Source organism: Candidatus Symbiopectobacterium sp. (genome assembly GCF_020054415.1).
Taxonomy (GTDB): Bacteria; Pseudomonadota; Gammaproteobacteria; order Enterobacterales; family Enterobacteriaceae; genus Symbiopectobacterium.
This window is the reverse complement of the sequence record NZ_JAHWCO010000093.1, coordinates 1-6,196: the sequence shown is the minus strand read 5'-3', so window position 1 is coordinate 6,196 and position 6,196 is coordinate 1. Positions and strand designations below refer to the sequence as shown.

Annotated in this window: 6 protein-coding genes and 5 pseudogenes; 8 read left to right on the top strand and 3 right to left on the bottom strand. The window is 51.8% G+C overall.

The window, feature by feature from the left end; genetic code table 11:
- Positions 1-136: 136 nt before the first annotated feature.
- The 3 genes and pseudogenes from QZ506_RS02935 to oppF form a co-directional block, all read left to right on the top strand.
- Positions 137-208, top strand: a pseudogene (locus QZ506_RS02935) (hypothetical protein); the annotation flags it as partial.
- Positions 209-253: 45 nt separating this feature from the next.
- Positions 254-1,219 carry an oligopeptide ABC transporter ATP-binding protein OppD gene (gene oppD, locus QZ506_RS02930; RefSeq protein ID WP_291968956.1) on the top strand — a complete coding sequence of 322 codons (966 nt, stop codon included), beginning with the start codon at positions 254-256 and terminating at the stop codon, positions 1,217-1,219.
- An 8-nt stretch (positions 1,220-1,227) separates the two neighbouring features.
- A pseudogene (gene oppF, locus QZ506_RS02925) lies at positions 1,228-2,233 on the top strand (murein tripeptide/oligopeptide ABC transporter ATP binding protein OppF).
- Between the two features lie 33 nt (positions 2,234-2,266).
- Here the strand turns inward: oppF and QZ506_RS02920 are convergent.
- Positions 2,267-2,590: an HI1450 family dsDNA-mimic protein gene (locus tag QZ506_RS02920; protein ID WP_291968954.1), complete on the bottom strand. Its 324-nt coding sequence runs from the start codon at positions 2,588-2,590 to the stop codon at positions 2,267-2,269.
- A gap of 94 nt (positions 2,591-2,684) precedes the next feature.
- Positions 2,685-4,145 (bottom strand): cardiolipin synthase, encoded by a 1,461-nt coding sequence (gene cls / locus QZ506_RS02915; RefSeq protein WP_291968952.1) that lies wholly within the window; start codon positions 4,143-4,145, stop codon positions 2,685-2,687.
- 203 nt (positions 4,146-4,348) lie between these two features.
- On the opposite strand from cls, the gene QZ506_RS02910 reads away from it, so the two are divergent.
- Complete coding sequence (locus QZ506_RS02910; RefSeq protein WP_291968950.1) at positions 4,349-4,525, top strand: YciY family protein; 177 nt, start codon at positions 4,349-4,351, stop codon at positions 4,523-4,525.
- A gap of 201 nt (positions 4,526-4,726) precedes the next feature.
- Here QZ506_RS02910 and QZ506_RS02905 read toward each other — a convergent pair whose 3' ends face one another.
- A complete protein-coding gene (locus QZ506_RS02905; protein WP_291968948.1) occupies positions 4,727-5,302 on the bottom strand; it encodes an IS5 family transposase in 576 nt (191 codons plus the stop codon).
- 23 nt (positions 5,303-5,325) lie between these two features.
- Between QZ506_RS02905 and QZ506_RS02900 the strand changes: the two genes are divergently transcribed.
- The 4 genes and pseudogenes from QZ506_RS02900 to QZ506_RS02885 all read left to right on the top strand — a co-directional run.
- Positions 5,326-5,451 carry a hypothetical protein gene (locus tag QZ506_RS02900; RefSeq protein WP_291968946.1) on the top strand — a complete coding sequence of 42 codons (126 nt, stop codon included), beginning with the start codon at positions 5,326-5,328 and terminating at the stop codon, positions 5,449-5,451.
- A pseudogene (locus tag QZ506_RS02895) lies at positions 5,415-5,891 on the top strand (SLC13 family permease); the annotation flags it as partial. The gene QZ506_RS02900 and the pseudogene QZ506_RS02895, both read left to right, overlap by 37 nt.
- Before the next feature lie 60 nt (positions 5,892-5,951).
- Positions 5,952-6,056 (top strand): annotated as a pseudogene (locus QZ506_RS02890) (IS1 family transposase); the annotation flags it as partial.
- Between the two features lie 31 nt (positions 6,057-6,087).
- A pseudogene (locus tag QZ506_RS02885) lies at positions 6,088-6,196 on the top strand (IS1 family transposase); the annotation flags it as partial.

The window sequence follows — 6,196 nt, the reverse complement described above, 5'->3', positions numbered from 1 at the left end:
GCTGCTTGAGGGCCTTGTTATAAGAGGGCCAGTTGGTGATTTTAAAATTTTGTTTTGCCATGGAGACCTGATTTTGAAACAACTGTGGTGATCTGCTCCGATGATTACCCAAAAGTTCTATTTATTCAACAAAGCCGTTGTCACTCTGTTTTGTTTTAATTTTATCGGCGATGGCTTACGGGATGCCTTGGACCCGAAGGATCGTTGAGGTGCAGCTATGATTGCGAAACATGCATAACAGAAAGGGAATAACCTGCGCGCGCTGCACCCGTTACTCAGCGTCACGGATCTCAGCGTGCGGTTTGCTACCGAGGAAGGGGATGTCACTGCGGTGAACGCGCTGACGTTTACTGTGGAACAGGGTGAAACGCTGGGCATTGTCGGAGAATCCGGCTCGGGAAAATCGCAGGCCGCGTTTGCGCTGATGGGGTTGCTGGCGACAAATGGACAGGCCAGCGGTTCGGCCCGCTTCATGGGGCATGAAATTCTCAATCTGCCAGAAAAATCGCTGAACAAGCTGCGGGCGAAAGAGATCGCCATGATTTTTCAGGATCCGGTGACCTCGCTTAATCCCTATATGCGCGTTGGGGAGCAGTTGATGGAAGTCCTGATGTTTCATCAAGGGTGCAGTCGTAGCGAGGCGTTTGACGGTGCGGTGAATATGCTGGATGCGGTGCGAATGCCAGAGGCACGCCAGCGCATGAAAATGTATCCCCATGAGTTTTCGGGGGGGATGCGTCAGCGTGTCATGATTGCCATGGCGCTGCTGTGTCAGCCCAAACTGCTGATCGCCGATGAGCCGACTACGGCGCTGGATGTCACCGTACAGGCGCAAATGATGACATTGCTTGCGGATTTAAAACGGGAATTTAACACCTCCATCATCATGATTACTCACGATTTAGGCGTGGTGGCGGGCATTTTTGACAAGGTGTTGGTGATGTATGCGGGTCGCACTATGGAATATGGCAGCGCGCGCGATGTCTTTTATCGTCCCTCTCACCCTTATTCGGTAGGGTTGCTTAATGACGTGCCCCGTCTGGATGTCAGTGACGAGACGCTGGCCACAATCCCCGGTAATCCGCCCAATCTGTTGCATTTACCGCAGGGATGTCAATTCTTTCCCCGGTGTCCCTACGCCATGGAACGCTGTCAGGAGGTGCCCGCATTGACCACGTTTGATGCGGGTCGGATGCGGGCCTGTTTTCGCGCGGTGTAGGAGGTGCTATGACTAATCAACAGGAGAAACGCGTCATCCTAGACGTGCGTGACCTCAGTGTGCACTTCGCCGTCAATGCGCGCAAAAAATGGTTTTGGCAACCCGCACAGTCGCTTAGAGCGGTAGATGGCGTCACATTTTGCCTCTATGAAGGCGAAACGCTGGGTATTGTCGGTGAATCGGGTTGTGGTAAATCCACCCTAGCGCGCCATTATTGGATTGGTGAAAGCCACCAGCGGGCAGATTTGCTGGCTGGGGCAGGATTTGTGCCACATCCATCAGGAGGGATGGCGTCACGTTCGCAACGATATTCAAATGATTTTTCAAGACCCGCTGGCTTCGCTTAACCCGCGTATGACAGTGGGTGAGATCATCGCCGAGCCACTGCGTACTTATCGTGACGATCTGTTCCGGCAAGTGATCAACGATCGCGTCAAAAATATGATGCAGAAGGTGGGGTTACTGCCTAACCAGATTAACCGCTATCCTCACGAGTTTTCTGGCGGCCAGTGTCAGCGCATCGGTATTGCCCGGGCGTTGATTTTACGCCCCAAGCGGATTATTTGTGATGAGCCCGTATCGGCGCTCGATGTGTCGATTCAGGCGCAGGTGGTGAATTTGCTGCGGCAATTGCAGAAGGAAATGCGGCTGTCGCTGATTTTTATTGCGCACGATCTTTCGGTTGTTAAACACATCTCCGATCGCGTACTGGTGATGTATCTCGGTCACTCCGTGGAACTGGCAACCGATGACGCCTTGTTTGGCAATCCATTACACCCTTACACCCAGGCGCTGATGTCGGCGGTGCCGATCACCGATCCTGACAAAGAGCGTGGCAAACGGATACAACTGTTGGAGGGGGAGTTGTCTTCACCGATTAACCCACCCGCCGGCTGCGTGTTTTGCATCCGCTGTCCGATATCCAGTGAAACCTGTGTCAAAACGCGCCTATTGCTGGAAGGCAATTTTACCCATGCGGTATCGTGCCTGAAGGTCGATACGCTACAAGGCTGATCATAAAAATCAGCAGGCCGTTAGGGAGAGGGGTTACTCACGCCACAAGATATGGCACATCTTGTTGTCTTTTTCACGGCAAATCAAAATACGCGCAAACACGTCGTTGATCGGGTCGCCATCTTTTTCCGCTAATCCAATCACCACTTCTGCAAAAAAGTCGGGATTCAAATCGACATCGACATGCTCTTGCCAGTCCTCGTTGGGATCAAATAATTCTGCACCACCGCGCTCCTCAAATTGAAGATTGAACAGGATGATATCCGCCGGATCGAGGTTCTCAGACGCCAGTTCAAGAAAGATATCGTAAGCTTGCTCGAGCGTTTCATCTTCCGTAAGACGGTTGTTCAGGTCCATAAGGCATTTCCATAGATTCAGTAATGGCACTATTAGAACATGACGGCTCGTCTATTGACAGCGCAACGCACGGCGATTGTCGGGAACAAGAGCATCACAAAAATGGGCTGAAAAAGTAAAACAGGCGCTCGACAATACGCTGCCAGTAAGGACGCTGTTGCCATTTGCTTTCATCCATCAGGCGTGAGCGAGCGATGTAATCTTCCTGTACGCAGGCCAGATCGCTGCCGAAACCGTCATCGTCGATCACCAGCGTGATTTCAAAATTGAGCCACAGGCTGCGCATGTCCAGGTTGACGGTGCCTACCAGACTGAGTTGCCCGTCGACTAACACGCTTTTGGTGTGCAGTAATCCATCTTGAAACTGATAGATTTTTACCCCTGCGGCAAATAATTCATTGAAAAACGCGCGGCTGGCCCAACCGACCAAGACGGAGTCGTTTTTGTGCGGCAGGATAATGCTGACATCGACGCCGCGCTGTGCCGCCGTGCAGATAGCGTACAGCAGATCGTCACTGGGGACGAAGTAGGGCGTGGTCATGATCAACTGGTGTCGTGCGGAGTAGACGGCCGTCAGCAACGCTTGGTGGATCATGTCTTCGGGGTAGCCCGGACCTGATGCAATCACCTGCACAGCATGCCCGCGCTCCTGCTCGAACGGCATCAAACCGACATCTGGCGGCGGCGGCGGCAGGCGTTGACCCGTTTCCATTTCCCAGTCGCAGCAATAGATAATACCCATGGTGGTGGTGATCGGACCTTCAATACGAGCCATCAAATCGACCCACTGGCCGACGCCTACATCCTGTTTGAAAAAGCGTGGATCGACCATGTTCATGCTGCCGGTATAGGCAATCCGGTTATCAATCAGGACCACTTTGCGGTGCTGTCGCAAATCCATGCGACGCAGAAAAGCACGGAACAGGTTTACCTTGAGGGCTTCCACTACCTCAATCCCTGCCTCGCGAATCTTTGAGGGATAGGTGCTGTGAAAGAAATCGACGCTGCCCGCAGAATCGAGCAAAATTCTGCAGGTTACACCGCGCTGAGCCGCTTTCTTCAAGGCAGTAGTGACCTGTTCAACCAGTCCGCCGGGTTGCCAGATGTAAAACACCATCTCAATGTCGCTGCGTGCCAGATCAATATCCCGCACCAGCCCTTTGATGGTATCTTCAAATGTGGTCAGCAACTGCAACTGGTTTCCCTTGATACCACCGATTCCCTGACGACGTTCGCACAGTTGGAACAGTGAGCGCGCCACTTTACTGTTTTCAGTGGCGAAGATCTGCCGATACTCAGCCAACTCCCGCAGCCATTTAGCCGTTGATGGCCACATGCGACTGGCGCGTTCGGCGCGTCGCTTACCCAGATGCAGCTCGCCAAACGAAAGGTAGGCGATGATACCGACCAGCGGCAGAATATAGATGACCAGCAACCAGGCCATTGCAGAAGGAACCGCACGGCGCTTCATCAAGACACGAAGCGTAACGCCAGCGATCAGCAGCCAGTAACCCAGAACCAGTAGCCAACTAAACAGAGTGTAAAAAGTCGTCATAGCAGCGCACAGATCCCTTCGGCACACGATTGACATAAAGTGTACGCATAGTTTGCCAAAAGAGGAAATTCCTTTCGTCTGAATAGAATAGGAAGAAATTGCCGGTACAGACACAGCAAAAAGAGCACGACGCTTGGATTGACCTGAGAACGCGCTATACTACCACGTCGCACCCCCTCCCGTTTTCGATAAAGAGTATTGTCATGAGACGCAGCAGAAATGAAGTGATCCGGTGGCGCATGTTACGCCAGGTTCAGCGGCGCAGGGGCCGTTGGTTGGAAGCACAGTCACGCACTTATCGGCATATTCACTATGCCCGTTATCTGCAACAGAAACATCAGCGTCGTGCTCTGCTGTATGCGGTGGCCTACGAGAGGTAGTTGCCTAAACAGACGTGTAAGCAATCTGAACGGCCACGCATTTTGGCCGTTATTGTTTAGTGTTGTCCGTGTGCTGCTAGCGCACGATACCCAATAGTGCGGATGATGCGGGTTGCTCCGTATCCAGCGCGTTTGACGTTGGTAGGGGCTTTGTTGAATAAATCAGAACTTGTAACGACTGCGCCCCATACGGGTCGATTGTTACGTGATGCGAATATTGTTCGGCATTCCTGATAGCGTGATCCGGTTAAGCGCTTTGACCATGGCCATGGCTTCACCCACCTGAGCATCGTAGTCTCTCAGACTTAGATGACCACCCAGAAGCCTTTTGAACCGGAACATGGCCGTTTCAGCCACCGAGCCATGCTGCCGGACTTTCCATTCGCCTTCGCCAAAGACCTTCAGGCCGGTTCCATCAATGACCAGATGTGAGATTTCACCACGGGTTGGCGTTTTTATGCTGATGTTCACTGTCTTTGCTCGCTTGCTGAGCAGAGAATAGTCTGGATAATGCAGCGACAATTTAATCAGTTTAAAAATCGAGTCAACAAAGCCCTGTAAAACCCTCAATGAAAGGCCAAACACGCGTTTCATCATCAGGACTGCGGTGATGGCCATATCTGAGTAGTGGAGCGGTCGTCCACGCCGTTCAGTAGTGTTTTTTTCCGTCCATGCAGCAATGGCTGATTCATCTAGCCATACGGTTAGAGAACCGCGCTGCTTGATGGCCTTGTTATAAGAGGGCCAGTTGGTGATTTTAAAATTTTGTTTTGCCATGGATACCTGATTTTGAAACAACTGTGGTGATCTGCTCCGATGATTACCCAAAAGTTCTATTTACTCAACAAAGCCCATTATCGGTATTGCTGTCGCGTTATGGTTATTACCCGTGCCGGAGGGCGTCAAGCCTGATGCCTGGCATCTAATGGCTATCTTCATTGCCACCGTTATTGGTCTTATCCTCTCTCCGTATCCCCTCGGTGCCATGGCGATGTTCAGTTTGACGTCCGTGGCGATCCTTGGTTTGCTCTCGATTAAAGACGTATTGGCCGGGTTTAGCGACCCTACCATCTGGATGATCGCCTGTGCCTTCTTTATCTCGCGCGGCTTTATCAAAACCGGTTTTGGCCGCCGCATCGGTTTGCTGTTCATCAGAAAACTGGGTAACAGCTCGCTCGGCCTGGCTTATGGTCTGGTGTTCACTGATCTGCTATTTGCCCCAGCGATGCCCTCCACCTCGGCGCGCTGTGGTGGGATCATCACTCCGCTGTTCCGTTCTATCGCTGAGGCCTATGATTCTACGCCGGAGAAAGGCACCCAGCGCCGTATCGGTGCGTTTCTGGTGCAGTCCATTTTCCAGTGTAATGGTCGTGTATTCAATATGTTGATTGCAGTGTGAAATGTCCTGTTTTGGATGTGGAATACAGTGGCTAAAGTTGATGTAAGATGCCCGTTTTGTGAACAGACATCTCCTGTGAAAAAACACGGTTATGGCAAAAGTGACCATCAGCGTTACCGTCGTCAGTCATGCAAACACGGATGGCTACAGGGCTTACAACGACGAACTTCCAAAAGTAAAACACATTGTTAGCAAGCTGTATACACGGCGTATTGAGCGTACACATCTGACACTGCGTAACCGATTGCAACGGCTCAATCGCAAGACGCTCG